Origin of the sequence: Nocardia sp. NPDC050378 (assembly GCF_040655675.1) — a bacterium.
Taxonomy (GTDB): Bacteria; Actinomycetota; Actinomycetes; order Mycobacteriales; family Mycobacteriaceae; genus Nocardia; species Nocardia coubleae.
Genome location: NZ_JBFAKI010000012.1, coordinates 88298 through 114731 on the forward strand (window position 1 = coordinate 88298; position 26434 = coordinate 114731).

General features: G+C 68.3%; 25 protein-coding genes. 14 read left to right on the plus strand and 11 right to left on the minus strand.

The features are described 5' to 3' along the window. Positions 1-47 precede the first annotated feature (47 nt). The 4 genes from AB0I35_RS24125 to AB0I35_RS24140 all read left to right on the plus strand — a co-directional run bounded on the left by AB0I35_RS24125 (position 48) and on the right by AB0I35_RS24140 (position 3567). The gene (locus AB0I35_RS24125; protein ID WP_357398500.1) at positions 48-1874 is read left to right on the plus strand and encodes an acyl-CoA dehydrogenase; all 1827 of its coding nucleotides are present in this window, start codon (positions 48-50) and stop codon (positions 1872-1874) included. A 24-nt stretch (positions 1875-1898) separates the two neighbouring features. After that, on the plus strand, positions 1899-2537 hold the full coding sequence (locus AB0I35_RS24130) for a TetR/AcrR family transcriptional regulator (protein WP_357398502.1): 639 nt from the start codon (positions 1899-1901) through the stop codon (positions 2535-2537). A 343-nt stretch (positions 2538-2880) separates the two neighbouring features. Next, positions 2881-3342 carry a hypothetical protein gene (locus tag AB0I35_RS24135; protein WP_357398503.1) on the plus strand — a complete coding sequence of 154 codons (462 nt, stop codon included), beginning with the start codon at positions 2881-2883 and terminating at the stop codon, positions 3340-3342. A gap of 6 nt (positions 3343-3348) precedes the next feature. Then, positions 3349-3567, plus strand: a complete 219-nt coding sequence (locus tag AB0I35_RS24140; RefSeq protein WP_357398504.1) for a hypothetical protein — start codon at positions 3349-3351, stop codon at positions 3565-3567. Positions 3568-3586: 19 nt separating this feature from the next. On the opposite strand, the gene AB0I35_RS24145 is transcribed toward AB0I35_RS24140, so the two are convergent. Beyond that, positions 3587-4198, minus strand: a complete 612-nt coding sequence (locus AB0I35_RS24145) for a TetR/AcrR family transcriptional regulator (RefSeq protein WP_357398505.1) — start codon at positions 4196-4198, stop codon at positions 3587-3589. A gap of 329 nt (positions 4199-4527) precedes the next feature. Between AB0I35_RS24145 and AB0I35_RS24150 the strand changes: the two genes are divergently transcribed. Together AB0I35_RS24150 and AB0I35_RS24155 are read left to right on the plus strand one after the other, a co-directional pair. Then, positions 4528-5967 (plus strand): APC family permease, encoded by a 1440-nt coding sequence (locus AB0I35_RS24150; RefSeq protein ID WP_357398506.1) that lies wholly within the window; start codon positions 4528-4530, stop codon positions 5965-5967. Between the two features lie 83 nt (positions 5968-6050). Beyond that, on the plus strand, positions 6051-6959 hold the full coding sequence (locus AB0I35_RS24155; protein WP_357398508.1) for an NAD(P)-binding domain-containing protein: 909 nt from the start codon (positions 6051-6053) through the stop codon (positions 6957-6959). A 55-nt stretch (positions 6960-7014) separates the two neighbouring features. Here the strand turns inward: AB0I35_RS24155 and AB0I35_RS24160 are convergent, their stop codons facing one another. The 7 genes from AB0I35_RS24160 to AB0I35_RS24190 are packed head-to-tail and all read right to left on the minus strand — an operon-like array spanning position 7015 to position 15533. After that, positions 7015-8589 (minus strand): AMP-binding protein, encoded by a 1575-nt coding sequence (locus AB0I35_RS24160; protein ID WP_357398510.1) that lies wholly within the window; start codon positions 8587-8589, stop codon positions 7015-7017. Then, positions 8582-10030 carry an NAD(P)/FAD-dependent oxidoreductase gene (locus tag AB0I35_RS24165; RefSeq protein ID WP_357398511.1) on the minus strand — a complete coding sequence of 483 codons (1449 nt, stop codon included), beginning with the start codon at positions 10028-10030 and terminating at the stop codon, positions 8582-8584. The genes AB0I35_RS24160 and AB0I35_RS24165 overlap by 8 nt, the downstream gene beginning before the upstream one ends. Positions 10031-10084: 54 nt before the next feature. Further along, on the minus strand, positions 10085-10849 hold the full coding sequence (locus tag AB0I35_RS24170) for a gamma-glutamyl-gamma-aminobutyrate hydrolase family protein (protein ID WP_357398513.1): 765 nt from the start codon (positions 10847-10849) through the stop codon (positions 10085-10087). Then, entirely contained in the window at positions 10846-11952 is a 1107-nt protein-coding gene (locus AB0I35_RS24175) for a Zn-dependent alcohol dehydrogenase (protein ID WP_357398515.1), read from the minus strand. Before AB0I35_RS24175 ends, AB0I35_RS24170 begins: the two co-directional genes overlap by 4 nt. A gap of 57 nt (positions 11953-12009) precedes the next feature. Beyond that, complete coding sequence (locus AB0I35_RS24180; RefSeq protein WP_357398516.1) at positions 12010-13506, minus strand: aldehyde dehydrogenase family protein; 1497 nt, start codon at positions 13504-13506, stop codon at positions 12010-12012. Between the two features lie 28 nt (positions 13507-13534). Next, the gene (locus AB0I35_RS24185) at positions 13535-14902 is read right to left on the minus strand and encodes a glutamine synthetase (RefSeq protein WP_357398518.1); all 1368 of its coding nucleotides are present in this window, start codon (positions 14900-14902) and stop codon (positions 13535-13537) included. Beyond that, positions 14892-15533, minus strand: coding sequence for a hypothetical protein (locus AB0I35_RS24190; RefSeq protein ID WP_357398520.1), 642 nt, complete (start codon positions 15531-15533; stop codon positions 14892-14894). The genes AB0I35_RS24185 and AB0I35_RS24190 overlap by 11 nt, the downstream gene beginning before the upstream one ends. Before the next feature lie 142 nt (positions 15534-15675). On the opposite strand from AB0I35_RS24190, the gene AB0I35_RS24195 reads away from it, so the two are divergent. From AB0I35_RS24195 to AB0I35_RS24230, 8 genes are all read left to right on the plus strand, one after another. Next, positions 15676-16638, plus strand: a complete 963-nt coding sequence (locus AB0I35_RS24195; protein ID WP_357398522.1) for an alpha/beta hydrolase — start codon at positions 15676-15678, stop codon at positions 16636-16638. Between the two features lie 68 nt (positions 16639-16706). After that, complete coding sequence (locus AB0I35_RS24200) at positions 16707-17729, plus strand: dihydrodipicolinate reductase (RefSeq protein ID WP_357398523.1); 1023 nt, start codon at positions 16707-16709, stop codon at positions 17727-17729. A 102-nt stretch (positions 17730-17831) separates the two neighbouring features. Next, positions 17832-18695 carry a phytanoyl-CoA dioxygenase family protein gene (locus AB0I35_RS24205; RefSeq protein ID WP_357398525.1) on the plus strand — a complete coding sequence of 288 codons (864 nt, stop codon included), beginning with the start codon at positions 17832-17834 and terminating at the stop codon, positions 18693-18695. 36 nt (positions 18696-18731) lie between these two features. Beyond that, positions 18732-20003, plus strand: coding sequence for an aminotransferase class III-fold pyridoxal phosphate-dependent enzyme (locus AB0I35_RS24210; protein WP_357398526.1), 1272 nt, complete (start codon positions 18732-18734; stop codon positions 20001-20003). A gap of 115 nt (positions 20004-20118) precedes the next feature. Then, a complete protein-coding gene (locus AB0I35_RS24215; protein ID WP_357398527.1) occupies positions 20119-20787 on the plus strand; it encodes an MspA family porin in 669 nt (222 codons plus the stop codon). Positions 20788-20847: 60 nt separating this feature from the next. Further along, a complete protein-coding gene (locus AB0I35_RS24220; RefSeq protein ID WP_357398528.1) occupies positions 20848-21513 on the plus strand; it encodes an MspA family porin in 666 nt (221 codons plus the stop codon). A 77-nt stretch (positions 21514-21590) separates the two neighbouring features. Further along, positions 21591-22463, plus strand: a complete 873-nt coding sequence (locus AB0I35_RS24225) for a phytanoyl-CoA dioxygenase family protein (protein WP_357398530.1) — start codon at positions 21591-21593, stop codon at positions 22461-22463. Between the two features lie 139 nt (positions 22464-22602). After that, entirely contained in the window at positions 22603-22881 is a 279-nt protein-coding gene (locus AB0I35_RS24230) for a hypothetical protein (protein ID WP_357398588.1), read from the plus strand. Between the two features lie 196 nt (positions 22882-23077). On the opposite strand, the gene AB0I35_RS24235 is transcribed toward AB0I35_RS24230, so the two are convergent. Genes AB0I35_RS24235 through AB0I35_RS24245 form a run of 3 tightly spaced genes read right to left on the minus strand, consistent with a single transcriptional unit; the run spans position 23078 to position 26381 of the window. After that, the gene (locus AB0I35_RS24235) at positions 23078-23791 is read right to left on the minus strand and encodes a hypothetical protein (RefSeq protein ID WP_357398531.1); all 714 of its coding nucleotides are present in this window, start codon (positions 23789-23791) and stop codon (positions 23078-23080) included. Beyond that, positions 23791-24852 carry an alpha/beta hydrolase gene (locus AB0I35_RS24240; RefSeq protein ID WP_357398532.1) on the minus strand — a complete coding sequence of 354 codons (1062 nt, stop codon included), beginning with the start codon at positions 24850-24852 and terminating at the stop codon, positions 23791-23793. Before AB0I35_RS24240 ends, AB0I35_RS24235 begins: the two co-directional genes overlap by 1 nt. Beyond that, on the minus strand, positions 24849-26381 hold the full coding sequence (locus AB0I35_RS24245) for an NAD(P)/FAD-dependent oxidoreductase (RefSeq protein WP_357398534.1): 1533 nt from the start codon (positions 26379-26381) through the stop codon (positions 24849-24851). Before AB0I35_RS24245 ends, AB0I35_RS24240 begins: the two co-directional genes overlap by 4 nt. Positions 26382-26434: the final 53 nt, after the last annotated feature.

A 26434-nucleotide genomic window follows, 5' to 3' on the forward strand; every position in this document is an offset into this window, starting at 1 on the left:
AGCACCCGCCCCGTTCGAAGCGGGGTTCAGTCGAGAGGTGACGGTCGGTGGGCCACTACAAGAGCAATGTTCGCGACCTGGAGTTCAACCTGTTCGAGGTCTTCGGCCTCGACAAGGTCCTGGCCGCAGGCGCCTTCGGCGATCTCGACGGCGAGACCGTGCGCACGATGCTGGCCGAGGCGGCCCGGCTGGCCGAAGGCCCGGTCGCCGAACCGTTCGCCGAAACCGACCGCACCCCACCGGTCTTCGACCCTGCCACGCACTCGGTTCGACTGCCCGAGCCGTTCAAGAAGGCGGTCCGCGCCTGGCTCGACGCCGAGTGGCCACGACTGGCCAAGAGCGAACACGTCGGGGGGGTGCCCGCACCGTCGATGGTGGGCTGGGCGATCAACGAGCTGGTACTCGGCGCACAGCCTGCCGCCTACATGTACGCCTCCGGCACACTGATGGCCGACGTGCTCGGCGAAGTCGGCACCGAACAGCAAAAGCAGTGGGCCTCGCAGATCGTCGAGCGCGGGTGGGGCGCCACCATGGTGCTCACCGAACCCGACGCCGGGTCCGATGTCGGCGCCGGCCGCACCAAAGCCGTAGCCCAACCCGACGGCACCTGGCACATCGAGGGTGTGAAGCGGTTCATCACCTCCGCCGACTCCGACGACCTGTTCGACAACATCGTCCACCTGGTGCTCGCGCGCCCCGAGGGCGCCGGTCCCGGCACCAAGGGACTGAGCCTGTTCATCGTGCCCAAGTTCCACTTCGACCACGACACCTTCGAACTCGGTGATCGTAACGGCGTATTCGTCACCAACGTCGAACACAAGATGGGACTCAAGGCCTCGGCTACCTGCGAGCTCACCTTCGGTGGGCACGGGGTCCCGGCCGTCGGATACCTCGTGGGCGATGTCCACAACGGCATCGCGCAGATGTTCAAGGTCATCGAGGAAGCGCGGATGATGGTCGGTACCAAGGCGATCGCCACCTTGTCCACCGGCTACCTCAACGCCCTCGAATACGCCAAGTCCCGCGTTCAGGGACCGGATCTGACCCAGGCGTCGGACAAGTCCGCAGCCAAAGTCACCATCATCCACCACCCCGACGTCCGCAGGTCGCTGCTGATGCAGAAGGCCTACGCCGAGGGCCTGCGTTCGATCTATCTCTACACCGCCGGTCACCAGGATCCCGTTGTCGCTCAGCATGTCTCCGGCGCCGATGCCGAACTCGCCGCTCGCGTCAACGATCTGCTGCTTCCGATCGTCAAGGGAGTCGGCTCCGAACGCGCCTATCAATATCTGACCGAATCTCTGCAAACCTTCGGCGGTTCGGGATTCCTGCAGGACTACCCGATCGAGCAGTACATTCGCGATGCCAAGATCGACTCCCTCTACGAAGGCACCACCGCAATCCAGGCCCAGGACTTCTTCTTCCGCAAGATCGCCCGCGACCGCGGCGTCGCCCTACGGCACCTGCTCGACCAGGTCCGGACCACCGCCCGCTCCGACGAAGACGGCGGCAGCCTGAAGTCCGAGAAGGTTCTCCTTGGCTGTGCCATCGAGGACGTCGAAGAGATGGCAGCGACACTGACCACGCATCTGCTCGCCGCGACCGAACAACCCACCAGGCTCTACCAGATCGGCCTCAACGCCGTCCGGTTCCTCCTCGCCGTCGGCGACCTCCTCGTCGCCTGGCGACTGATCTCCGCCGCGGAAATCGCACTCGCCGCCGTCGACTCCGGAAACGACAGCGAGTTCTACGCGGGCAAGGTCGCCGTGGCCCGCTTCTTCGCCGCCACGGTCCTTCCGCATGTGACCGCCGAGCGTGCCGTGATCAGCGCGTCCGAACCGAATGCGATGGAACTCGCCGAGACCGCCTTCTGACCCCAGCGCGACCCGAGGTGCCCCATGATCGTCTCCACACCGCGGTCGCAGCGCCGCCTCACGCGCCGCAACCAGTTCCTCGACATCGCGCATCACGCCTTCGCCACCCGCGGCTATCACGGGGTGACCATGCAGAGGGTCAGTGCATGCGCGGGGGTCACCAAACCTGTTCTCTACCGACACTTTTCCGGAAAGCTCGAGCTCTACCTCGCCGTCGTCCAACGCTATCTCGATCAACTCACCGATGCCGTACGTGCGGCCTCGGGAGCGACATCGTCTCGCCACCACACCGTCGAGCGCACTGTCGAGGCGTTCTTCGATCTCGTCGAACACGACGCGTCGGGTCTGCACGTCCTGATCTTCGACTCCTCTCTGCCGAGTGAGCCGGCAGTCAGGTTGCGGGTGCAACAGGCGGTGGCCGACTTCACCGTCACCGTCGCCAGGATGTTGCACCCGCACAGCGAAATTCCCCTGCGCGCGAACCTGCTCGCCTCCTGGCTGATAGGTGTTGCGATCGCCGCGGCAGGGCAATGGCATCGGGAAGGCCGCACAGTGCCCAAGCGCCACGCCGTTGCCACCGCGACTCACCTGTGCTGCGCGGGCTTGTCGGGCAGCACAGTCAGTGGGCCGCGTGTCGCCGCTCCGACAGCAGCCGTCGCTTGACGCCGGCTCATCGATCCACAGGACCAGACCCCTGGGTTCGCGCCATCCGGTAGCGGAGCCGACCTTCCGCGAGGTCCTCGGTCATGGGCGCCCCGCTGCCCGGCCCGGGTGCACGATGCACCCGGGCCCGACGAAAGAAGGTGCGCACTGTCGTTGCGGCCCGTCGCGTCGGCTTGGAAGATTGGCACATCACCAGGGGAAACGATGAGGGAGTTCGCGAACGACCGGCGATCGGGACCGGTTCTGGGCGACAGCACGGATATCGAGCCAACTCAGGAAGCGAGTGCACACCGATGAATATCCGCTCGGGTGCGCTGCGACTCCCGTCGAAAGGCAGCGCGTGATGACATGGCGAGCGACCTCGATGTCGCGCGAGGAGATCTCGGCCGCGGCGGTGGCGCAGGTGAAGTACTACAAGCAGCGCTGCGGTATCACCGCGTTCCTCCGGGCAGGCAGCGGCCGGATCTTCGTCCCGGCCGGGATCGTCGGCGCCATCGTGGCGCCCGCCGCGCAGGCCGCCACCCTGGTGCGGCGGCTACCCCTGGTGGTGCCTGCCATCATCGACCGCGGGCTCGGTCGGCGAACGACCTGGACACTGCTCACCGCGCCCGTTCCCGGGCACCTGCGCCGCAGTGCGCTGACCAGGGCAGTACTGGATCGGTGCGGAGCAGGCCTCGTCGACGAGGGTGACGAGATCGCGCTGCCCTCCCCCGCCGACCCAGCGTTGCGCTGGCACGGTGGCGCCCCGACCGACCGCTACCGTCCCTCGCCGGTGTCGATCATCTCGGCCATGCGCGGCGGGTGAGTCGCCGTGCCCACCCAGCGCTCGCCCCGACCCGGGGAACCCGACACCCACCTCCGGGTCATCGCCGGAACGGTGGTCGCCGACTTCCGCGGTTGCCGCACCGCTGTCCGGAACTTCGTGCGCGACTGGCTGTCTCGCCCGCACCCCGGCATCACCGTCGAGGAGATCCGCAACGGGCTGCTCCCCGCCCAGCGAATGCCGTGTGAGAGCCTGTGGATTCACTGACCTGCGCGGTCTCCGGACATCACGCCGGCACGGATCCCGTATCGACCGGCTGGGCCGCGCCCACGATGCTGTCGCACATCGCCGGGATGCCCGCGCAGAAGACGTCGAGATAGGCCTCGACGCGCTCCGGATCCTGATGCGCGGCCCATTGCACGACCAGCGCGTCGCTGGTCGAGATCAGCACCGAGGCGAGCGCTCGAATGTCCTCCGCGCGCGCGGACGTGCCCGCCGCTCGCTGCAGAATATCGGCCACCGCCCCCTGGTAGACGTCGTAGGACTCGGCCGCGAGGGCGGGCCGGTTGCGGACCATCCACAGGTAGAGGTCGAGCTGGGCCAGCGCGTAGTCGGGTCGCTCGACGACCCAGCGGCCCGAATGCCGGACCAGCTCGACAGCGGTGGCCCGCAGATCGCCCAGCTCGATCTCCGCGAACGGTTCGGTGGCCCGGGCCGCGAGATTCTCGAAGACCGCGCGGAACAGACCGTCCTTGTCCCGGAAGCAGTAGTGCAGCGAAGCCAGTGGCGCGTCCGCCGCCTCGGTGATCCGGCGGGTCGTCGCGCTCGCGACGCCGTGCTCGGCGATGACACGCACCGCCGCCTCGAGAATCTGCACGGAACGATCCGCTGTCGGCACGTGAGCCACGGTGGTCCACCCCTTTCGCTCGTCGGCGGTTCGAGACGCCGCCAATCTTGACTGAATCAAGCGTACAGGCCCCGCGACACCTTTCGATCATGCCCACCACGGCACGGCGACCGGGCAGGACGCCGCCGGAGACAGACCACATCAACCAATTGAATCAATCGATTTAGTCGAATCACTTGATCAAGCGCTTAGTCACCTCTATCGTTCGATGTGCCTCAGGTCACACAGATGGCCGTCCGATACGCCATCCACCACGCGGGTGAACCCGATCACGACGGGGCCTGGGCCTGCTCGATTCCACTGAACGAACGGATATGCCGATGACCATCGACGACCCCAATGCCCCACCGGTGCAACAGGATTCGGAGGAGGCCCAGCATCTGCGGGGCAACCTGGGGATCATCCAGCTCGTCTTCACCGTCTTGGCGTTCAACGGCCCGCTGGGGGTGGTGGCCGCGTTCGCTCCAGTGGTCATCGGCTACGGAAACGGGATCGGTGCGCCCGCCGCCTACCTCGCCGCCGCAGGCATCGTCGCCTTGTTCGCCGTCGGCTTCCTCAAGATGTCGCGCCACATCGCCAATCCCGGCGGCTTCTATTCCTTCGTCACCGCCGGACTCGGCAAACAGGTCGGACTCGGCGCGTCCTTCCTCGCCGTCACCTGTTACTACATCCTGCTCCTGGCCGTGTACGCGGTCGCCGGTCTCTATCTCGAGATCGTCGTCGGTGGCCTGCCGTGGTGGATCTGGGCGCTGGTCCTGCAGGGCGTGGTCGGGGCTTTCGGCTACTTCAATCTCGACTTCTCCGCGAAGGCGCTCAGCGTGTGTCTGTGTCTGGAAGTCCTGTTCGTCGCCGTCTACGACATCTTCGTGGTGGCGAAGGGCGGTGCGACGGGACTCAGTGCCGACTCGTTCCTGCCGGAACACGTCTTCTCGGGCAACGTGGGCATCGCGCTGCTCTTCGGCATGCTGTGCATGGGGGGCTTCGAGGTGACCGTCATCTTCCGTGACGAGGTCCGCGATCCCGATCGGAACATCCCGCGCGCGACCTACGCGTTCATCGCCCTGATCGGCCTCGTGTACGCCGTGTCGACCTGGGCCATCATCCAGGCGATCGGTCCCGCCGACGCCGTCGCCACGACCGCCGCCGATCCGACCGGATCGTTCCTCGGCACGCTGCACACCTTCGTCGGCTCCTTTGCCGAAGACCTCGTCGTCCCCCTGCTCACCACGGCCGGATTCGCCGCGCTGCTCGCCACCCACAACGTGTTGGCGCGGTACGCGTTCAACCTCGGCGTCGACGAAGTGCTGCCCCAGCGCATCGGATTCGCCCACCCGCGCCACGGGTCGCCGCACCGGGCCTCGGTCGGCATCTCGGTCCTCGCGCTGATCGGATTCCTGGCGTTCGTCGTGTGGGGCGCCGAGCCGAAGCTGCTGTACGCGCAGCTGTCCGGCGCGTTCGGCTACGGCCTGATCATGCTGATGCTGATCACCTCCGCCGCCGTCATGGTGTTCCTGACCCGCCGCCGCCCCGACGACACGACCGTCTGGCACCGGCTGATCGCGCCGGGCCTCGCGCTCGGCTGCCTCGTGGTCGTCCTCTGGCTCGCCACGACCAACATCTCCGCGCTGATCACGGCGGGGACCGGCGTCGTGATCGCCGTACTGGCACTGCTCTACGGATCCGTTCTCGTCGGCGCCGCCTACGCCTGGAAACTGCGCGGCAGCCGCCCGGACACCTACGCCAAGATCGGGCGGCAGTAGCCGCTCCCACCGGCGGGCGCCCACGCTCCACGTGGGTGCCCGCCGCCTTCTCAGTACCGAAAACCATTGGAGGAGAACGAATCGTGGAACAGCAACCGACATTCGACGTAGCCCTGCTCGGCTGCGGGAACATGGGCGCCGCCCTCGGGCGTGCGCTGCTCGGGGCCGGCTACCGCGTGATCGCGTGGAACAGGACCCCCGAGAAGGCACAGGCCCTCGAGCCGAACGGGGCCCGCTCGGCGGACACCGCGGCCGAGGCCGTGGGATCGGCCCGAACGACCGTCGCCTGTGTGCGGGCCTACGACGACCTCGAAAAGGTCCTCGCCACCGTCGACATGCCCGCCGGACACACGCTGATCAACGTGACGACCGGCGCACCCCACGACGCCGACCGGCTGCGGCAGTGGGCCGAGACCCAGCGGGTGCGCTACCTCGACGGCGCCATTCTGGCCTTTCCCGAGCAGATCGGCGCCCCGACCTGCCAGCTGCTGGTGGCCGGATCGCCGGAGGTCTGGGAATCCCACGGGGACCTCGTCCGCGCCATGGGCGGCGCGTCCCGGCACGTCTCCGCGAACGCGAACGGCGCGAACGTCCTCGATCTGGGCGGTGTCGGCGCGTTCTACGGCGTGAGCATCCTCGGCTTCATCGAGGCGGCCAGGTACGTGACGGCCTGCGGTGTCTCCGTCGACGAGTTGCTGCTGGTGGCTCGACAGCTGGACCAGATTCTGCATGCCGCGCAACAGCAGTGCGTCGACACCCTCACCTCCGGCGACTACTCGACCGATCAGGCCACCGTGGACGTCTACCACTCGGGGTCGTCGGCGTTCCGGGACACGATGGCCGAACGGGTCGGGCCCGCACCCATGATCGAGGCCGCGGCGGGACTGCTCGCCCGTGGAGTCGACGCGGGCTTCGGCCAGGAATCCCTGTACGCGCTGTACAAGCTCTATCAGGACCGTGGAGCGAATCAGTCTGTCGCACAAGTGCAGTGACACACGGAACGGCCCCGGAGCACAGACGCTCCGGGGCCGTTCGGTTTCGGCACTGTCAGCGCGGCGGAACCTGATCGCGGTGTTCCTCGGCCGCCCGGTCTCGCAGCAGGAACTTCTGAGTCTTGCCCGTCGACGTCTTGGGCAGCGGACCGAACACCACCCGGTGGGGCGCCTTGTACCGCGCCAGCTGCCGCTTGACGTGCGCCACGAGCTCGTCCGCGGTCGCGGCGGCGCCGGGCACCAGATGCACGAACGCCACGGGGATCTCGCCCCAGCGCGCATCCGGGGTTCCGACGACGGCCGCCTCGAGCACGGCCGGATGCTCCGCGAGCACGTGTTCGACCTCCACGCTGGCGATGTTCTCACCCCCGCTGATGATCACATCCTTGCTCCGGTCGCGCAGCTCGATGGAGCCATCGGGATGGCGCACCGCGAGGTCGCCGGTGCGGAACCAGCCGTCCGGAACAGCGTCGCCGGTCGCGGCGTCGTCGTGGAGGTAGCCGAGCATGACATTGTTGCCGCGCAGCGCGATCTCACCGATCGTCGCGCCGTCGGCGGGGACGTCGTCGCCCGCGCCGTCGACCACCCTCGGCGGCAGCGACACGAGATTGCCGACGCCCTGGCGCGCCTTGAGCCGGATCACGGTCTCCTCGTCGAGGTCTCGCCACTCGGGTACCGCCTCGCAGAGCAACGCGGGCCCGAAACTCTCGGTCAGGCCGTAGAGATGGGTGACGTCGAATCCGAGCCGTTCCATCCGGCGCAGCACCGCGGGTGCGGGCGGAGCTCCCCCGGTCCCCACCGACACACGGTGGGACAGCGACGCGGCGGACTCGGCGTGCGCGATCGTGTCGAGCACGGCGGGGGCGCCGTTGAGACCGGTGACGCCTTCCTGCCGGATCAGCCGCCAGATCTCCGCGGCATCGACCTTGGGCAGGCAGACATGGGTGCCGCCGGCCGCGGTGACAGCCCAGGTGAAACACCAACCGTTGCAGTGGAACATGGGCAGGGTCCACAGGTGGACCGAGTCGGGTCCCAGCGCGAAATGACCCGCCATGGCCAGCGCCTGCAGGTACGCGCCGCGGTGGTGGTACATCACGCCCTTCGGCGCGCCCGTGGTGCCGGAGGTGTAGTTGATCGCCAGCAGCGACCGCTCGTCGGTGATCTCCGCGTGGAACGGTGCGGCGCCCGCGATGAGTGCCTCGTAGCCGGAGTCGGGGTGACCGGCGTCGATCACCACCGGTGGCGTCGCCATCGTGGCGCACACCTCCTCGACGAGGTCGGCGTACCTGGCGTCGCGGATGAGCACCCCACTGCCGGAATGCGCCAGGATGTAGGACAGTTCGCGAACGCCGAGCCGGGTGTTGAGCGCCACCAGGGGAACTCCCGCCCAGGGCACCCCGTAATGGGCTTCCAGGAGTTCGTGGGTGTTGGGCGCCATGATCGCCACCGGCCTGCCCGCGGCGATCTCGCGCAGTCCGCCCGCGAGCCGACGGCACCGGTCCCGGAATTCGCGGTAGGTCCAGCGCGACTCGCCGTCGACCACCGCCACCCGGGATCCGTGCGCGGCGGCGGCCCGGTCGAGGAACGCCGTGGGTGTCATCGCCGCCCAGGCGTGCGCCGCCTCAGACATAGCGCAGCACTCCGTCGTCGACCGAGTCGAGCAGTCGCAGCGTCTCCTCGTAGTTCTGCGGGTTGAGCCACGGCTCCCGGTCCCCTTGCGCGGGCATCCGATCGGCGGCGCGCTGCATGTAGCCCGAGGTCACCCCGGCGCTGTAGGGCAGCCGCGGCATGGTCTCGCCGCCGGGCGGCAGCGTCGGGGTGACCTGCTTCGCGCCGACCTTGTCCATGTGCTGGAGCACCCGGCACAGGAAGTCGTCGACCACCTCGACCCGCAGTGTCCACGACGAGTTCACGAATCCGAAGGCGTAGGTCATGTTCGGCACGCCGGAGAAGGCCAGGCCCTTGTAGGTCCAGCAGCGGCCGAAGTCGACGATCGCGCCGTCGACTTCGAAGCTCGCCTCGCCGCCCATGACCACGTTGAGGCCGGTCGCCTTCACGATGATGTCGGCGTCGACGTGGGTGCCGTCGCGCATCGCGAGGCCCGTCGGGGTGAGCCGCTCGATGTGCCCGGTGACCACGTCGGCCGATCCGTCCCGGATGGCCTCGAACAGATCGCCACCGGGCACCACGCAGACGCGTTGATCCCACGGCTCGTAGTCCGGCGTGAAGTGCGCCTCGCGGACCTCGGCACCGACGATCTCGTCGATGCCGTCGAAGATCATCTTCTTGAATTCCTCGGGGTACTGCCGGGCCTGACGGTAGGTCTCCTGCTGGGCGTGCAGATTGCGCAGGCGGATCTGCCGGAACGCCGCCTCGGCGCCGACCTCCGCGCGCAACCGCTCGGCGTCCGGATCGACGGTCGGCGCCACGTAGACGTAGGTGGGCGAGCGCTGCACCATGGTCACCTTCGCGGTCTCCCCCGCGAGGTTGGGGATCAGCGTCACCGCGGTGGCGCCCGAGCCGATCACCGCGACATTCTTGTCCTTGTAGTCGAGGTCTTCCGGCCACTCCTGCGGGTGGACCAGCTGCCCCTGGAACGAATCCTCGCCGGGCAGTTCGGGATTGAAGCCGCCGCGGTAGCTGTAGTAGCCGGTGGCGAGGTGCACGAACCGGCAGCGCAGCCGCGACTCGCCGTCCGTGCCGCTGAGCCCGAGGGTCCAGGTGCCCTCGGCGCTGCTCCACGACGCGGTGGTCAGGCGGGTGCCGAACCGGATCTTCTCGGTGATCCCGAACTCGTCGGCGGTCTCGCGCAGATAGTTCTTGATCGCGGCGCCGGAGGCGATGGCCTCCGGCGCCGTCCAGGGTTTGAAACCGAAGCCGAGCGTGAACATGTCGCTGTCGGAGCGAATGCCCGGATACCTGAACAGATCCCAGGTGCCGCCGAGGGATTCGCGCATCTCGAGCACCACGAAGCTCTTGTCGGGACAGTTCCGCTGCAGATCCGCCGCGGCGGCGATGCCGGAGATACCGGCGCCGACGATGACAACATCGACCTGGGCCAAGTCGTTCAATTCCTTCTCCTAATCCGTTGAGCTCGCCGACGACCCGGCGCTGCTGGGTGAGCGCTACCGCGCCGCGAAGGTGGCGTTCGCCGCGACCACGCGGGCTTGCTCGATCAACCACGGGAAGCACGGCTCGAGCTCGACATCGGCCTCGGGATGCCACTGCACGCCGAGGACCGGCCGCCCCGGCAGCTCGATGGCCTCGACCACACCGTCGGGCGCCCGGCCCGAGACGACCACACCGTCGCCGGGGCGATCCACCGCCTGGTGATGCCAGGAGTTCACCCGGGTTCGGGGGCCGTACAGCGCCGCGGCAAGGGTGCCCGCGGCGAAGTCGACGGCGTGTTCGCGGTCCGGGCGCCGGTCCGGGAAGGTGGCGAGCGAATAGTGCCTGATCCCCTGGTGGGGCAGATCCGGCACCAGTGTTCCGCCCAGCGCGACATTCAGAACCTGATGTCCGCGACAGACGCCGAGCACCGGGATCCCCCGCTCGAGCGCGTGGTGCACCAGGGCGATCTCGTAATCGTCGCGGCGCCGGTCGATCGTCAGCATCTGCCCGCCGGTGACGGTCGGTTCCGGCGCCGGTCCACCCCAGAGTTCCGGATCGACGTCCTGGCCACCGGTCACCACCAGTGCGTCGACGCGGGCGATGACCTCGGGTCCCGCGCTCTCATAGGGCAGTTGCACGGAGATGCCGCCGGCTTCGGCGATCTTCGCGCCGAACTCCGCCCAGAACATGTCGGCCTGGGCCTCGGCCCATCGACTGTCGACGCCGACGAGGGAGGTGGCGGGGATACGCCTGCCGGTGACGGCGATGACGGGTTTCACGATCCACTCCTGATGTCGACGACCACGCGGGTACCGCCCGCGGTCTTCATGAGTTCGAAGCCTTCGTTGATCTGGTCCAGGGGCACGATCGTCGACAGCATGTCGTCGAGATTCAGGCGGCCCTGCTCGTAATACCTGACGTAGCCGGGGATGTCGGTCGGGAACTGGTTCGAGCCCATCAGCGCGCCCTGGAGCCGCTTCTCGAGCAGGAACAGATCCGAGCCGCGGATCGAGATGGGCTGGCTGTCGGGCACCAGCCCGACCACGGTGGCGGTGCCGCCGGGGCCGAGCATCGCGAAGGCCTGCTCCACGGTGGCGGCGAACCCGACGGCCTCGAACGAGTAGTCGACGCCGCCACCGGTGAGCTCACGCACCGCCGCCACCGCGTCTCCCGTGCCGGCCCGCACGGTCGCCGTCGCGCCGAACATCACGGCATCGGTCAATCTGGCCTCGACCGCGTCGACGGCGATGATCTCGCGGGCACCGGCCAAACGCGCGCCCTGGATCGCCGCGATGCCGATCCCGCCGCAGCCGATCACCGCGACTGTCGAACCGGGTTCCACGCGGGCGCTGCGGAACACCGAGCTCAACCCGGTCACGACCGCGCAACCGAGCACGGCGGCCGGTGCCAGCGGCATGCTGTCCGGGATGCGCACCGCGGAGTGTTCGTGCACGACCATCGCCTCGGCGAACGCGCCGAGGCGCGCCGTGGGGTGCACGGACTGCCCGCGCGCGTTGACCAGCACAGGCCGGGTGCGACTACCCAGCGAACCGCGCTGGACACACAACGTCATCCGGCCGGACAGGCAGAACCGGCATTCCCCGCAATAGGTGCTCAAGCAGGTCACGACGTGATCGCCGGGTCGGAGCGTACGGACCTGCTCGCCCACGCGGCGCACCACGCCGGAGGCCTCGTGGCCGAGCAGGGTGGGACAGGTGGCGGGCCAGGCACCCTCGATCTCGTGCAGGTCGGACCGGCACAGACCCGAGTAGTGCACGTCGACGAGCACCTCGTCCGGACCCGGATCGTCCATGACGAGCTCCTCCAGCTCGAGCTTCCCCGGCGCGGTGTTGAGCACGGCCGCGGTGATGGTTGTTGGCAATGTCGTTCTCTCGGTCTGGCCGGCGGCGCGGCGCGATGGGTCGGGTGTCGGGCGCAGCTAGAGGGCGATCCAGGTCGTCTTCAGCTGGCTGTACTTGTCGACGGCGTACACGCCCTTGTCGGCGCCGTTGCCCGACAGCTTCCGGCCGGCGAAGGGCGTCGACGGCACGCCGCCCTCGTAGGAGTTGACCCACACGTTGCCCGCGTCGAGCCCCCGCGCCATCCGGTGGATCCGCGAGACATCGCGGGTCCACACCGACGCGGCCAGGCCGTAGTCGGTGTCGTTGGCGAGCCGGAGCACTTCGTCCTCGTCCCGGAACGGCTGCACACAGACGACCGGACCGAAGATCTCCGCGCGAGCGATCTGCATCGCCGGCGTGGTGTCGACGAAGACCGCGGGCGCGACCAGGGACCGCTGCTCGTCGAGTCCCTGTTCCGAGCCCGTCAGCAACGTGGCGCCCTCGGCCACACCGGATTTGATGAACTCCAGCACGGTGTCGTACTGGCTGCGACTGCTCAGCGGCCCGAGCACGGTGTCCGGGTCGAGCGGATCGCCGATCGTGAGCGCCGAAACCTGCTCGACCACGCCCTGGACCACCTCGTCGTACACCGACTGCTCCACGAACAGCCGCGTCCCGGCGGTGCACATCTGACCGGTGTTGTAGGTGAACGCCCACACGGCGGTGCGCACGGCCTGATCGAGATCGGGGGCGTCGGCGAAGATGATGTTCGGCGACTTTCCGCCGAGCTCGAGCGACACCGTCTTCCCGTTCGACACCGCGGCGTCGCCGAGCAGCTGCAGGCCGACCTCGGTCGAGCCGGTGAAGGTCACGCAGGCCACGGAGTTGTGCCTGCCGAGTGCGGTGCCGACGAGCGAGCCGCGACCGGTCACCACCTGCAGCACCCCGTCGGGAAGTCCGGCGGCACTGCTCAATTCCGCCAAGCGCAGCGAGGACACCGACGTCTGCAGAGCGGGCTTGAGGATCACGCTGTTGCCCGCCATCAGCGCGGGCGCGAGCTTGGCCATGGCGAGGCTGATCGGGAAGTTCCACGGCGTGATCGCCGCGACCACGCCCAGCGGCTCGCGGGTGACCAGTGCGACGACATCGGGCAACCCGCGCGGGGAGTCGTCCATCAGCTTGTCCGCCAACTCGCCGTACCAGCGCAGATTGCGCACCGCGGAGACGAGTTCGAGATTCAGGGCTTCGTGGACGGGCTTGCCCATCTCGCGGGAGATCAGGACGGCCAGCTGCTCGGCGTCCCGCTCGATCAGGTCGGCCCAGGCGATCAGGATGCGGCCGCGTTCCCTGGGCGACATCCGCGACCACACGCCACCGTCGAAGGTGGCTCGGGCCGTGGCGACCATCCGATCGACATCGGCGGCGGTGGCCGCGGGCACCGAGGTGAACTGCTCGCCCGACCACGGATCGCGCAGCGCGAGAGACTCCCCGCTCGCCGCGTCGGCCCACTCGCCGCCCACCCACATCCGGAAGGAAGCCGGGACGGCGGCGGCCAGCGCACGCGATCGTTCGCTGCCGGAGATCGTGTTCGTCATGGTGTGCTCTGCCTTCCGTGAATGGTGGTCATGCGAGTTCGAAGTAGCGCAGCGACTCCCAGACCGAGATCTGCTCGTCGGTGCGTTCGGCTCCGGTGTGGAAGGCGAGCCATTCCCAACGGCGAAGGCCGACCCAGTAGTTCACGAATTCGTCGCCCAGGTACCGGCGCAGCTGGTCGTCGGCGTCCAGCGCGGAGATGGCGTCGTAGAGGTTCTTCGGGACCACGGGAACGGTGCCCGGCGCCAGCGCCCAGGCCATCCGCTCGAAGCGCGGCGGCGGCGTCATCTTGTCGTCGAGTCCGAGCAGGCCGCCGGCCAGGAACGCGGCGAGCGTGGAGTACATATTGGAGTCGGAGGCGGGCAGCCGGTACTCCAGCCGGCTGGCGGACGGGCCTGCCAGCACCGCGCGCACGGCGCACGACTTGTTCGCGATACCCCAGGTCTGCGTGGTCGGCGGGCCTTCCAGTTCCATCAGCCGCCGGTAGGAGGTGATGGTTGGCAGCGCGAAGCTGGTCGACGCCTCGAGCGTGGCCATCACGCCGCCGAGGAAGTGCAGCATGCGCTCGCTCGGCTCGTCCGGCCGGCTCGCGTCGAAGAAGATGTTGCCGTCGGCGTCGCTGACCGAGACGTTGAGATGGGAACCCTGCCCGTACTCCGCGGACCACTTGGACATGAAGGTCACCGACCGGCCGAGGGAGTAGGCCACCTCACGCATGACCTGGCGGGCGCGCGCCCACCGGTCCGCGGCCGTCACCGGATCGGCGGGGGCGATGTTGAACTCGATCTGACCGGTCGCGGCCTCGTCGGACCACGCCTCCCAGGGCAGGCCGATCTCGTCGAAGCGAGCGACGACCGCCTCCATGTACTCCGTGTGGTCCGGCGACTTCGCGTGCACCAGCGCGGCACCGCTCGTGCCGCCGAGCGGCGTGAGGTTCTGGTACTGCTGCGCGCGTGCCTGATCGATGGACTCCTGGAAGACGGTCGCCTCGATCTCGACACACGCCAGCACGTTCAGGCCACGCTCGGCGTAAGCGGCCGCGATCCGCTTGAGCGCCTGCCTGGGGTCTGCCGCTACGGGCTCGCCCTGGAGGGTCCAGAGGTCGCCGATCACCGAAGCCATCCCGGGCTTCCATTCGATCAACGTGTCCTCGTCGGGCCGCAGTTCGATATCGGTGATCAGGCCGTTTCGCCGCCATTGCGGGTGGTCGTAGCCGAGCGACGAATTGTTGCCGAGGTCGAGGCCGAGGACCAGATCGGGCACCGCGACGCCCTTGTCGCGACACGAGCGATACTTCGCCGGCGACAGCGTCTTGCCGATCAGCACACCGTCGTGATTGGTCGCCTCGAGCCGCACGCTCGACACGGCGGCCAGGTCACCGAACTTGTCAGACTTCACCGAACACCACCTTGAGGTTGGCGCCGAACAGCGCCGAGAAACTGGACACAGAGCCGTCGACCGCGAGCTCGCCGCCCGCGAGTTCGTCGGTGATCAGGGAGCGGCCACCGAACAGGCGAGCGAGCGCCGCGGACGTGCCGAACAGCTGGTAGCCGTTGTCGGCGAGGTCGCCGAACTCGACGGAGGCGTCCTCGTCGAAGCAGTAGACGCCGAGGCCGCCGGGCACGCCGGGCACCGCGTGCACGCGGTCCCAGAAATCCGCCGCCGCCGAGCGCCAGTCGACATCTCGGCCGGACAGCAGGACCTGGACCTCCTTCGCGAAGCCGTCGAGCGCCTCGCCATCGATTTCGGCCGGAGCCGGATCGGGCCACCGTACGTCCCAGGAGAGGTCGGGCTCGGCTCCGTCGGCTGCGGCGGCGACGACGATCTGCGCGCCGACGAAGGTGAGGAAGGTCTTTTGCGCGTCGGTCGTCGACGAGAGGGCGACGGTCCGCGATTCCTCGGTCGCGGTGAACGTCGCACCGTAGGCGATCGCCTCGCGCAACCGCCGTGCCACCGAGAGGACCATCGGTGTCGGGCCGCCAGTCACCGCCACTTCCCCGGTTACCACGTGGCTTGCTGATTCGGGCATATCCGCCTCTCTCCATTGAGATCGCGCTCACATTCACGAGATCGTGTGACAGAATCATGTGATCTAATCAACTGATTTGTCAAGAGCTGCCGATGCTCTTCCCGCGAAGAAGCCGAGGTAGGCGACCCGAAAGGAGTCTCGGATGGGCCTGTCCGTAGCCGCCATGATCGACATGCTCGATGCCGACGAAAGGGCGTTCGCTCACGCGTTGCTCGACCACGCGCCCGCTCCCCCCTACTCCCGGTACGGCGTGGACGGCGTGCGCTCCCTCTTCGATTCCACCGAGGCCGCCGCGACCCCGACGCGACCTGTGCACAGCACCGAAGAGCGGACCATCGACAGCCCGGCCGGGCCGCTCCGGGTGCGCTGCTACCGCCCCTCCGCCGCACGAGACCTGCCCGCGCTGATCTACATCCACGGCGGCGGGTTCGTCGTCGGGACACTGGCCGGCGTCGACGAACTCTGCAGAACGCTCAGCGTCGAAGCGGACTGCGTCGTGGTCTCGGTCGAATACCGGCGTGCGCCCGAACACGTCTTTCCCGCCGCCGCCGACGATTGCCTCCGGGTTTACGAGTGGGTCCAGCGCGAGGCAGCTTCGCTGGGGATCGACCCGTCTCGCATCGCACTGGCCGGCGACAGCGCGGGCGGGAATCTCGCGCTGTCGATCTGCACCAGCCTGGCCGCGGCGCACCAACCCGCGCCGAGCGCGCTCGTCCTGGCCTATCCCGCGACGTCGAACACCCACTCCGGCCCGTCCTGGGAGGCTTTCGAGGACGCGCCGGTCCTCTGCAAGGCCGATGCGATGTGGTTCTGGTCGAACTACGCCGCGGGTACCGGAGCGGATCGGGATCCGCGCGCCGTCCCGCTCCTGTCACCCACCCTCCACGCCCTGCCGCCGACCCTGGTGATCTCCGCCGAGGTGGATGTCCTGCGGTCGGACTACGAGCATTTCGCCGCCGTGGCCTCGCGTGCGGGCGCCGAGATCGAGATCCGCCGCTACGACGGCGTGTTGCACGGCTTCTTCACCGAGGTGACCACGATCGGCAAGGCCGCCCGCGCCGCCTCCGACGCGGCACTCCACCTGCGCAAGCACTTCGGCGACTGAGCGCGCTCGCACACCCCATCAGCGACACCTCCGCGCCCCGAGCGCGCCCCAGTGAAGGAATGAGCAGAATGAGTCGAACCGGAATCGCCATCGTCGGACTCGGCGCCGTGGGCAGGGAAGCTGCCCGAACCCTCCTTGCCCGCGACCGCGCGAGCGTGACCGCCGCCGTGGACCGCGACCCCGCGCTCGCCGGCCGAGATCTGGGCGAGCTGCTGGGCCTCGGCCCCGTGGGAGTCCCCATCGCCGATGACCTCAGCGCCGCGGCGGGCTCCCACACCGCGCTGGTGGCCACCACCTCTCTGCTCGCCGAGCTCGAGCCGATCGTGGCGGAGCTGGCGGCGAGCGGAGTACACGTCGTGTCCATCTGCGAGGAACTCGGCTTCCCGTGGCGTGAGCAACCCGAACTCAGCCACCGGATCGACGAGATCGCCCGGCGGCACGGGATCGTGGTACTCGGCACCGGCGCGAATCCGGGGATGCTCATGGACGTCGTCCCCACCGTGCTGTCCTCGCTCGTGCCGACCGTCGAGGGTGTGGTCGTGCGGCGCACCGCCGAGATGGCCTCCTACGGCGGAATCCTGCACAAGTTCGGCTTCGGGCTCACCCCAGCGGAGTTCACCGCCGCGGTGACCGAGGGGCGCCTGCCCGGGCACTTCGGTTTCGCCGAATCGATCGGCGCGCTGTCCTGGGCGCTCGGCCTCGAACTGGATGCCGTCGAGGTCGGCACACCGGAGATCGCCGTGCTCGCCGAGCGGGAACGGGTGGGACCGCACGCGCGCATCGCGGCGGGCACGGTCGCCGGGATCACCCATGGCGCGCGAGGTTCGCACCGTGACGATGTCGTCGTGGACCTGAGTATCCATTTCGGGTTCCGCCCCGAACTGGACGCGGTCGAGCTCGGCGATCGATGGACGCTGCGGACACCCGACGGCGACATCACCGTCGGCGCCCCCGGCGGCTTCGCCAGCGCGCCCGCGACGGTCGCCGTCGCGTGCAACGTGGTCGACGAAGCCGCGACGCTGACGCCCGGCCTGCGCACCATGCTCGACCTGCCCGTTCGTTGCCTCGCCGCGAAGGGCGGCGCGCGATGATTCCTGGCCCAACCCTTGACACATCGTGTCTTCCGTCACACAATCGAATCACTCGATCAGATCATTTGATTCAAACACTTGGTTTACCGAAATGAGGAGCTCATGAACGCGCCAGTGAAAGCCACCCTGCGATCGGTGACGGAATCGACCCCCCTCACCGAAATCCTCGCCATCGTGGCCGAGGACGGCGGCGTGATCATCGAGAACTTCCTGTCGCAGGACCAGATCGCGCGGTTCAACAGCGAGATCGAAGCGCCGTTGACCGCGCTCGCGCCCGGCTCGACCCACGAGATCGAGGCCGTCGCCGATTTCCACGGCAGCAACACCAAGCGGCTGACGAACCTGGTGACGCACAGCAAGACCTTCCGCGAGGAAATCCTCGACAAGGACCTGGTGCACGACCTCTGTGACGCCACCTTCCTCGAGGAGTCCGGCACCTACTGGATGACCACCGCGCAGGTCATCGAGATCGGCCCCGGGAACAAGGCGCAGATCCTGCATCGCGACCTGGAGAACTGGTTCCCGTTCATCGGGATGGGCCCGCAGGGTCCCGAGGTGACCCTGAACTTCCTGATCGCGTTCACCGACTTCACCGAGGAGAACGGGGCGACCCGGGTCATCCCCGGCAGCAACCACTGGGCCGACTTCGAGGATCGCGGCACGCCCGAGGCGACGGTACCCGCGCTCATGCGGGCCGGTGACGTGCTCGTCTTCAGCGGCAAGACCGTGCACGGCGGCGGCGCGAACGTCACCACCGACCAGTACCGGCGTGCCGTCGCCTTCGCGCTGAACCCTGGCTTCCTCACCGGCGAGGAGGCGTATCCATTCCTCGTCGACATGGCGATCGCCAAGCAGCTCTCCCCCCGGGTGCAGCGCCTGCTCGGCTTCCGTTCCCAGTATCCCACCGGTTCACCCGGCCTCTGGCAGGTGGACTACACCGAGCTCGGCGACTACCTGCAGCTCTGAGGCCCGGTACCTCTGTCACCTCGAGCAAGGAAAACCATGGGAATCGAATCCTCCGTCACCGCATTCGAACGCACCCGGCGCAGCCTGGGCGGTGGCGTCAGCTCCGGCCTGCGGGCCACGATGCGGCCGGTCCCCCTCTTCGTGGAGCGGGGCAGCGGGGCGTACGTGTGGGACCTCGACGGCGACCGCTACGTGGACTACGTCATGGCCTGGGGGCCGCTGGTCCACGGCCACAGCCACCCGCACGTCGTCGACGCGGTGACGCGCGTGATCACCTCGATGCAGGTCGTCGGCATGGGGCATCGCCTCGAGTACGAGGCCGCGGAGGCGGTCCTCGCCTCGGTCCCGGGCGCGCAGCGGCTGGTGTGGACCAATACCGGGACCGAGGCCGTGCAGGTCGCGTTGAAGTTCGCCCGTGCCGCGACCGGCCGTCATCGCGTCGTCAAGTTCGCGAAGGCCTACCACGGCTGGCACGACAGCGTGTACGCGAGCATGGCGGCCGACGACACGGGTGAGGCCGCCGTCCCCGCCGGCCGCGGGCAGAGTCCGCATGCCCACGCCGACCTGATCATCAGCCGGTTCAACGACACCGCGGCCATCGCGGAGATCCTCGCCGCCGCCGAGGAACGGCGGATCGCCGCAGTGCTCATCGACCCGATCATGAGCAACGCGGGCGTCACGAACCCGGCGCCCGGCTTTCTCGAGACGATCCGTGAGCTGTGCGACAAGCACGGTGTCGTGCTGATCTTCGACGAGGTCATCGCCGGATTCCGGATCGCGCGCGGTGGCGCCGCCGAGAAGTTCGGCGTCCGCCCCGACCTCTCGGTGTTCGGCAAGGCGATCGCGGGCGGGTTCACCCAGAGCGCGGTCGTCGGACGCGCGGACATCATCGATCTCGTCGACGACGGCCTCACCCACGCCGGCACCTTCAACGGCAATCCGGTGGCGCTCGCGGCGGTGAAGGCCGCGATGGAGCTGTCCGCCGAGCCGGGCGTGTTCGCGAAGCTGGACGAGCTGGGCGCCGCCTTCGAGACGGCGATCACCGACGTGTTGACCGCAGCGGGCGCACCGGCCGGTCTCCGGCGGGTCGGGTCGCTGTTGCAGTTCGCGCCGCACGATCAGCAGACGAGTCTGCACGGCACGGACGGGCTCTGGGCCGAGATCACCGCGGGCATGGTCGAATCCGGCGCCGTCTTCATGCCGTCCGGAAAGATCTTCGTCAGTACCGCCCACACGCTCGCCGACATCGAGGAAACCGCCGCGCTCCTCGAGCGAGTTCTCCAGCGGGTCCCCGCGCGCCCGGCGTAGCGGCGCGGGCCGGACAACCCCCTTCGTCTTTCACCTCTCGAAGCATTCAGACAGCCGAGCGGTCGATGCGGCGTACCCGGAATCAGTAACAGAATCAAAGGAGATTCGGATCATCATGAGTTCTCGTAGGGCAAGGACCCGCTCGACCTCGGCGCTGGCCGTGGCCGGTATCGCCGCGGTGTCCTGCGCCGTCGCGGCCGCGGCACCCGTCGGCGCCGACGCTTTCGTGCCGCTGCCGGACGGCACCAAGTCGGGTCCGGGCGTCACGCTCACCCGCACCGGCGAACACGCGCTGGTGTCGCCGTCGATGGCGGCCAACGGCGCGGGTCGGGTGGTGTGGGTATCCGGCCGGGCCAGTGCCGACGTCGCCGTCACGCCGGAAGGTGAGGTGGGCCCGACCAACGGCCCGACCGGCAGGCCGGGCAGCAACAACTCCTCGACCCACGGCGCCTCCCAACTCAACACCGGCTACATCGTCGGCTGCCAGGTGAGCATCGCCGACGACGCCATCGGCGCCGGGGTGTCCGGTGGGATCTCCACCGGCGGGGTGAGCGCGGGCGGATCGATCGGGGTCGACCTCGGTCCCGGCGAGGTGAAGTTCGTGCAGATCGACTACAAGGACATCCTCGAACCGGGGGTGTACTCGGTGGAGTACCGCGACGCCGAGATCGAGATCCAGGGCTGCGCGGGCTACGCGCAGGCCCGCGCCTACACCGTGGTCGAGATCATCGGCGACCACTACTCCAAGACCTCGCTCTACGGCGCCCCGTTCAGCATCGGCTGAACCAGCCCGTCCGCCCCTCGCTTCGCCCTCGCGAAACCTCAAACCACCAAGGTGAATTCGATGTTCAACCGTCAGTATCTCGCCCACCTGGGCGTCGGCGCGGTCGCCGCACTCGCGCTCGGCCTGGCCGCCACACCCGCCGCGACCGCCGACACCTTCGTCCCGCTGCCCGGCGGTGAGCTCGTCGAGACCCTGTCCGACGGCACCGTCGTGACCGTCCGGCTGACCGGGGAATCGGCGAATATCAACCCCTCCCTCGGCTCGACGCCGGTGCATCGCAACGCGTGGGTCTCCGGGACCGCGCAGGTCGAACTCGCCGGTACCGGTGCCGAGGCCGGCGGCCTGGTCCTGCCGGGCTACGTCGTCGGCTGTCAGGTGAACATCGCCGGCGGCGGTGTCGGCGGCGGGGTGGAAGGGGCCTCGGATTGGGAGGGCAACGCCAGTGCCGGTGCCAACACCAGCGGTGAGCTCTCCCTCGGTCCCGGCCAGGCCGAGTCGTTCTACATCCTCGACCGGGAGAAGGCCGACGACTTCGGCAACGAGTCGCACAAGGCCTACAACGTGTTCTCCGGCGGCAGCGGATCGGTGACCTGGTCCGACCAGACCATCGGCCTGTCCGGCTGCGGCGGATACGCCCAGGCCCGTGCCTTCGTCAGCGTCGAGATCGTCACCGAGCGCGTCACCAGCTGGGTGACCCTGTGGGGCCGGCCGTTCAGCCTCGGCTGACACCGGTCCGCCGGGCGGCACCCGCCGCCCGGCTTCGTGAACAACCGCACCGAATCTTCCCGAACGGAGTCGAAACCATGACCGCTGTCCAGCCAACCCGAGCCCTGGAATCCGTGCCTGCCGATACGCCGGTCGCCGACATTCTCGCGATCATCCAGCGCGACGGCGGCGCGATCATCAAGAATTTTCTGACCAAGGACCAGATCGACCGGTTCAACACCGACGTCGAAGCGCCGCTGCAGGCCCTGCGCCCCGGTTCGACCCATGAGAACGAGATCGTGGCCGCGTTCCACGGCAGCAACACCAAGCGGCTCACCAACCTCGTCACCCACAGCCCGACATTTCGCAACGAGATCATCGAACACGACCTCGTGCACGGGCTCTGCGACGCGGTGTTCCTGGAGGAGTCGGGCACCTACTGGATGACCACCGCCCAGGTCATCGAGATCGGCCCGGGCAACGCCGCGCAGATCCTGCACCGCGATCTCGGCAACTGGTACCCCTTCATCGGAATGGGGCCGCAGGGCCCCGAGGTGACGATCAACTTTCTGATCGCGTTCACCGATTTCACCGAGGAGAACGGCGCGACCCGGGTGATCCCGGGCAGCAACCACTGGGAGAGCTTCGAGGACACCGGCACCCCGGAGGCGACGATCCCGGCGGTGATGAACGCCGGTGATGCGCTCGTCATCAGCGGCAAAGTGGTGCACGGTGGTGGCGCCAATCAGACCACCGACGAATATCGGCGCGGCGTCGCCTTCACCTTCAACCCGGGTTTCCTCACTCCCGAGGAGGCCTACCCGTTCCTGGTGGACCCGGAACTCGCCAAGACGCTCTCACCGCGCGTGCAACGGCTCCTCGGCTTCCGCTCCCAGTACCCGACCGGCTCCCCCGGCCTGTGGCAGGTCGACTACGCGGACCTCGCCGACCACCTCGGTCTCGATTCCTGACCTCGCCGCACCCGCTCCGATCACCGGGCACTCGAGGTCATCCAGGACGGGGCTACCGAGACGATGGTCGGTAGCCTCGTCGCCCAGTGAGTACTGGCACCCCCGCGGGAGAAGTCCCGGTTCGCGGGGGTGCCGGCGCGTGTTCCCGTCCGTCGACGTCACCTCTGAACGTCGCGATCGACGAATCGCGGGACCGACTGTCTGCGCGCCATCGACGTACCGGACGGGGCGCAACATCACCGCGGCCGCGCTCATCCTGCTCGTCGTGACGGGCGCGTTCGCGTTCTCCGATCTGGTGATGATGCAGTACATCGCCTACGGCATGGCGAGCGAATTCACGACCGACACCGGCCGACCCACCACGCTGCTGTCGGCGACAGCGTGCACACCGTCGGCGGCCGGCGCTGATGCCCGGTAGAGCGTGCGGTTCCAGGCTCCCGCTGGCGCGGACCCCATCAGGCCACAGCCGAGCACCACGACATCGTGGGATCCGGCGGTGTTCGGCGCAGTGTGGCGAGAGGTGATCCACGACGTCGGAAAGACTTCGACCCGCGGCAAGCTGTCCTGCGCGTGCGCTTCGTGCACAGCCTGTCGCGGACCGACCGGCGAACTGGTCAAGCCGTTGTTTCTCGCGTGCTGATACCTTCCGGAGCCGAGGTGTGCTCGTCAGTCTGGGTGTTGATCCGTTCGAGTGCGAGGTAGCCGCGCGAGAAGGTCACGATCATCAGTGCCCAGATCGTCAGCGAGATGATGTAGAACAGCGTGTGGTCCGCGTCGTCGCCGGGGATCGGGAAGTAGTCGTAGATGATGGCTACGAAGGCGCCGAGCGCGGCGCCGAGCGCCACCCACGTCGCGTTGCCGCGGTCGCCCCCGCGCCACAGCTTCGGCGCCATGTAGACGAACACGAACAGTGCGGCGGCCAGATTCATCACGAGGTAGAAGACCGCCCAGCTCGGTTCCACCGCACGGGGTTCGAGGGCACGGTTGAGGCCCACCGCGATACCGGCCACGATGGCCAGGGCCTCCACCATCCAGCTCGGGCGGTATCGGTGCGTCACCGCCATCAAGCCGACCACGAGGATCACCGTCATACCGAACGACCGGGAGAACGCGTCGAAGAAGACCATGGCGTGGTAACTCAGGCTCTCGTGGTCCACGTTGATCGCGGCGAGGTACAGCACGTTCACGCCGGACACCGCCATCACGACCCATTCGAGGCCGAGTAGGAAGTTGCGGTTGCCGCGCAGCAGCTTGATGCCGTAGTAGAACCCTGCCCAGACCATCGCCAGGTCGGCGAGCAGGACGAGGATCATGCGGGTGGTACTCATCAGAACTCCTCGAGGCTGGTGCGAATAGCGTCGGTGACCCGGTCGAGCGCAGCGCGGGACGTGGGGCTGATGCGGGTCATCGAGAGGTAGCCGTGGACGAGGCCGCTCTCACGGAAGACACGAACCGGGACGCCTGCCTCCTCGAGTCGCGCGGCGTAGGCCAGCGCCTCGTCCCGCAGGGGATCGAAACCGGCCACGGTGATCAGCGTCGGAGGCGCGCCGGACAGGTCGTCGGCGAGGATCGGCGAGACCCGCGGGTCGAGTGCGTCCGTCCGGTCCGGCAGATACATATCGGTCAGCCATTCGATCTGCTTGGCCGACAGTGCCGCGTTGTCGGCGAACTCCTTGCGCGAGGCGTAGTTTCCCACCGCGTCCACGACCGGGTACATGAGCACCTGCAGGAAGGGCCGGACCTGCTCGCCCGCCACGACATCGGCCAGCACGGCACAGAGGTTGCCGCCCGCGCTGTCGCCGAGCAGCACGATCCGTGCGGGATCGATCCCCCACTGGGCGCAGTGCTCGACGGCGAACCGCCATGCGGTGACCGCGTCGTCGACGGGGCCGGGGAACGGGGATTCCGGCGCCACACCGTACTCGACCGAGAGCACGTTGACGCGGGCACCGTCGGCGATCAACCGGGCGGGCACGTCGTAGTCCTGTCGGCTGCTCAGGACGAAACCTCCGCCGTGCAGGAACAGGACCAGGGCTTTCGAGGGTGTCGCCGGCCGGTACATGGTCGCGCGCAGACCGGTCGGCATCACGATCTCCGGCTCCACGAGCACCCCCGCGGGCGCCTTGTCGGCGAACACCCGCGAGTCGTTCGCGACGATCGCGCGGGCCTGCTCCGGAGTGCCGTCACTGAAGTCCGGAGCGCCCGCGGTGGCTTTGAGCAGTAGCGCGATCTCGGGGGCCATCACCTCGCCGTCGGCGTTGACCACCCGCGGCGCGAGCCGCCGGAGCAGACCGCCGGGGAGGCCGCCGAGCGCGGTGAACGCGGCGCGCTGCACCCGCTCGGCAGCGCTCAGGGCGACGGGCGCCTGTCCGGGCGCGGTCACGATCATGGCCGTGCTTCTTCCATGACGGTGCGGCCGCTGAGCTCGCGCTCGAGGCGGGAGCTGAACCGCAGGTGCTCATCGATCACGGAGCCGCGATACATCTTCCGGTCATCGAGGAAGACGTTTTCCGTCTTCCAGGGCATGGCGTCGCCCTGGCGCGGCAGGTCGTTCTTGGCGCGCTGCATGTAGCCCGAGTCGAGGTCGAGCATGGAGCGGGTGCCGACGCCGTCGGGTGCGTGCGGGACGGCGGTGTCGTAGCCGTGGGTGTCCATGTGGCGCAGCAGCTCGATGATGCTCCTGCCGAGCAGCCCGATCTTGAGCGTCCAGGACGACTTGGTGTAGCCGATCGCGTTCATCCAGTTCGGCACGCCGGACAGCATCATGCCGCGGTACACCACGGTGTTGGGCAGGTCGACGGGACGCCCGTCCACGGTGAGGTCGATGCCGCCGAAGAGGCGCAGGTTCAGTCCGGTCGCGGTGACGATGACGTCGGCGTCGAGGTGCTCGCCGGACTCGAGTGCGATGCCGGTGGCGGTGAACCGGCGGATACGGTCGGTCACCACAGATGCGCCGCCGTCGCGGATGGACTTGAAGAAGTCGCCGTCGGGCGCGAGGCACAGGCGCTGTTCCCACGGGTTGTACGGCGGGTTGAAGTGCTTGTCGACGTCGAAGCCGGCGGGCAGCTCCTTGACGTTGACGCTGCGGATGAAGCGGCGGGACGCGTTCGGGAACCGGGTCAGCAGCTGGACAACGGTCCAGTCGGTGAGGATGTTCTTCCACCGGGTGGCCAGGTAGCCGCCGCGCTCGCCGAGCAGGCGGGTGAGCTTCAGACTCAGGGCGTCCACCCGCGGCAGCGTCAAGATGTAGGTCGGCGTGCGCTGCAGCATCGTGACGTGCGCGGCCGCTCCGTCGCCCTTCAACATCGACGGGATCAGTGTGATCGCGGTGGCGCCGCTGCCGATCACCACGACCTTTTTCCCGGAGTAGTCATAGCCCTCGGGCCAGTGCTGCGGGTGGATGATGTCGCCGGTGAAGTCCTCGCGACCCGGGAACTCCGGGGTGAAGCCCTTCTCGTAGTCGTAGTAACCGGTGGCGCCGAACACCCAGCCGGCCTTGACGACCTCGCGGCGCACGGTGCCGTCGGTCTCTGTCACGTCGACGTTGAGCAGCCAGTGGGCGTCATCGCTCGACCATGCCGCGGAGACCACTTTGTGCCGGTAGCGCACGCGATCGGCGAGGCCGTACTCCTCGACGGTCTCCTCGAGGTAGTCGAGGATCAGCGGGGCGTCGGCGATCGCGTTCTCGTTCTTCCAGCTCTTGAACTCGTACGCGAAGGTGTGCAGGTCCGAATCGGAGCGGATGCCGGGGTATTTGAACAGGTCCCACGTGCCGCCGATGGAATCGCGCCCCTCGAGGAGCACCACCTTTTTGTTCGGGAACTCCCGGGTGATGTATGTCGCGGCGCCGATACCCGAGATTCCGCCGCCGATGATGACGACGTCGAAGTACTCCGGGCCGGGTGCTGTATTGCTCATCCCTCGCTACCTTCCTGTGCCGAGCGCGTCGTGAGGTATTCAGGTTGCCGGTC

Bases quoted from the DNA above. Each gene is read 5' to 3' on its own strand.
- AB0I35_RS24130 (WP_357398502.1), top strand. From the start codon at position 1,899: ATGATCGTCTCCACACCGCGGTCGCAGCGCCGCCTCACGCGCCGCAAC.
- AB0I35_RS24135 (WP_357398503.1), top strand. From the start codon at position 2,881: ATGACATGGCGAGCGACCTCGATGTCGCGCGAGGAGATCTCGGCCGCG.
- AB0I35_RS24150 (WP_357398506.1), top strand. From the start codon at position 4,528: ATGACCATCGACGACCCCAATGCCCCACCGGTGCAACAGGATTCGGAG.
- AB0I35_RS24160 (WP_357398510.1), bottom strand. From the start codon at position 8,589: ATGTCTGAGGCGGCGCACGCCTGGGCGGCGATGACACCCACGGCGTTC.
- AB0I35_RS24180 (WP_357398516.1), bottom strand. From the start codon at position 13,506: ATGACGAACACGATCTCCGGCAGCGAACGATCGCGTGCGCTGGCCGCC.
- AB0I35_RS24190 (WP_357398520.1), bottom strand. From the start codon at position 15,533: ATGCCCGAATCAGCAAGCCACGTGGTAACCGGGGAAGTGGCGGTGACT.
- AB0I35_RS24195 (WP_357398522.1), top strand. From the start codon at position 15,676: ATGGGCCTGTCCGTAGCCGCCATGATCGACATGCTCGATGCCGACGAA.
- AB0I35_RS24200 (WP_357398523.1), top strand. From the start codon at position 16,707: ATGAGTCGAACCGGAATCGCCATCGTCGGACTCGGCGCCGTGGGCAGG.
- AB0I35_RS24205 (WP_357398525.1), top strand. From the start codon at position 17,832: ATGAACGCGCCAGTGAAAGCCACCCTGCGATCGGTGACGGAATCGACC.
- AB0I35_RS24210 (WP_357398526.1), top strand. From the start codon at position 18,732: ATGGGAATCGAATCCTCCGTCACCGCATTCGAACGCACCCGGCGCAGC.
- AB0I35_RS24215 (WP_357398527.1), top strand. From the start codon at position 20,119: ATGAGTTCTCGTAGGGCAAGGACCCGCTCGACCTCGGCGCTGGCCGTG.
- AB0I35_RS24220 (WP_357398528.1), top strand. From the start codon at position 20,848: ATGTTCAACCGTCAGTATCTCGCCCACCTGGGCGTCGGCGCGGTCGCC.
- AB0I35_RS24225 (WP_357398530.1), top strand. From the start codon at position 21,591: ATGACCGCTGTCCAGCCAACCCGAGCCCTGGAATCCGTGCCTGCCGAT.
- AB0I35_RS24235 (WP_357398531.1), bottom strand. From the start codon at position 23,791: ATGAGTACCACCCGCATGATCCTCGTCCTGCTCGCCGACCTGGCGATG.
- AB0I35_RS24240 (WP_357398532.1), bottom strand. From the start codon at position 24,852: ATGATCGTGACCGCGCCCGGACAGGCGCCCGTCGCCCTGAGCGCTGCC.
- AB0I35_RS24245 (WP_357398534.1), bottom strand. From the start codon at position 26,381: ATGAGCAATACAGCACCCGGCCCGGAGTACTTCGACGTCGTCATCATC.